Source organism: Pseudomonas sp. CC120222-01a (assembly GCF_003097235.1).
Lineage (GTDB): Bacteria > Pseudomonadota > Gammaproteobacteria > Pseudomonadales > Pseudomonadaceae > Aquipseudomonas.
In genome coordinates, this window is sequence record NZ_QEQQ01000056.1 from 1 (window position 1) to 1,401 (window position 1,401).

The 1,401-nt window shown below is 63.0% G+C and carries 1 pseudogene; it reads left to right on the top strand.

What is annotated here, in order from left to right:
- Nucleotides 1–1,401: pseudogene (locus N430_RS29570) on the top strand (RHS repeat protein); the annotation flags it as partial.

Sequence of the window (1,401 nt, forward strand, 5' to 3'; positions counted from 1 at the left end):
CATCACCCGGCATCGGCACGATACCCGTGGCAACCTTGCACAAAGCCTTGATCCGCGTCTTGCCGAAACGGCTATCCCGAACTTTCGCTGGCACAGCGACCTGGCTGGGCGAACGCTGTACACCGAAAGTGTCGATGCCGGCTCGAGCGTGGCCCTGCCTGACGTGGCCGGGCGTCCGTTGCTGGCGGTCAGTGCGACTGGAGTCAGCCAAGCCTGCTTCCATGAAGCACCTTCGCTACCAGGCCGGCTGCTGGTCGTGACGGAGCAGGGCGCCGGAGAAGCGCTGCCGCGTGCCGCAGAGCGCTACCGCTGGGCGGGTTTAAGCCCAGCCGAGAAGAACCGCAACCTTGCCGGTCAGTGCGTGCGCCACTACGACACCGCAGGCCTCATCGAACTGCAAAACGTCGCGCTCAGCGGCTCAGCGCTGGCCCAGATTCGACGCGTGCTTGTAGGCGAAGACGAGGCGGACTGGGCGGGTGACGACGAGCAAGCATGGCAGACCACACTGGAGCCAGAGCGCTACGTGACGTTGCGTACGCTTGATGCCACGGGAGTCCAGTTGACCCTGACAGATGCGCGGGGCCACCAGCAGCGCCAAGCCTATGACGTTGCCGGGCAGTTGCAGGGCAGTTGGTTGACCCTGCAAGGCCAGGTTGAGCAGGTGATAGTTGCTTTCTTGCGTTTTTCGCCATCGGGACACAAGCAGCAGGAAGTCCATGGTAATGGGGTAATCACGGACTACCGCCTCGATCCAATGACGCAAAGGCTGACAGGCATTCGTGTGCAGCGCCCAGGCACGCGAACGTCCGCTGCCACAACGCTGCAGGACCTGCGCTACCGTTACGACCCAGTAGGAAATGTGCAGAGTGTGCGCAATGACGCCGAAGCTACCCGCTTCTGGCGCAATCAGAAGGTAGCGGCAGAAAGTACCTTCACCTACGACAGCCTGTACCAGCTGGTGCAGGCAACGGGGCGGGAGATGGTCGGACGTGGTGCTCAGGGGCCACAGCTGCCTGATGTACTGGTTCCCTTGCCAACCGACGAGAGCGCCCTCACAAATTACACGCGCCGCTACAGCTACGACCGCGCAGGCAACCTCACCCAGATTCAACACAGCGCCCCGGCCAGCAACAACGCCTACACCACTCGAATGACCGTCTCCAACCGCAGCAACCGCGCGGTGCTGGCGCGTGAGGGCCTGTTGCCTGAGCAGGTGGATGAACTGTTCGATGCCGGTGGCCATCAACTGGAGCTGCTGGCCGGGCAGGATCTGCGCTGGAATGCGCGGGGTGAGTTGGCGCAGGTGAAACCGATCGAACGTGAGGCGGGCGTGGATGATCGCGAGTGGTACCGCTATGGCAGTGACGGGATGCGCCTGCTCAAGGTGAGCGAGCAGCAGGC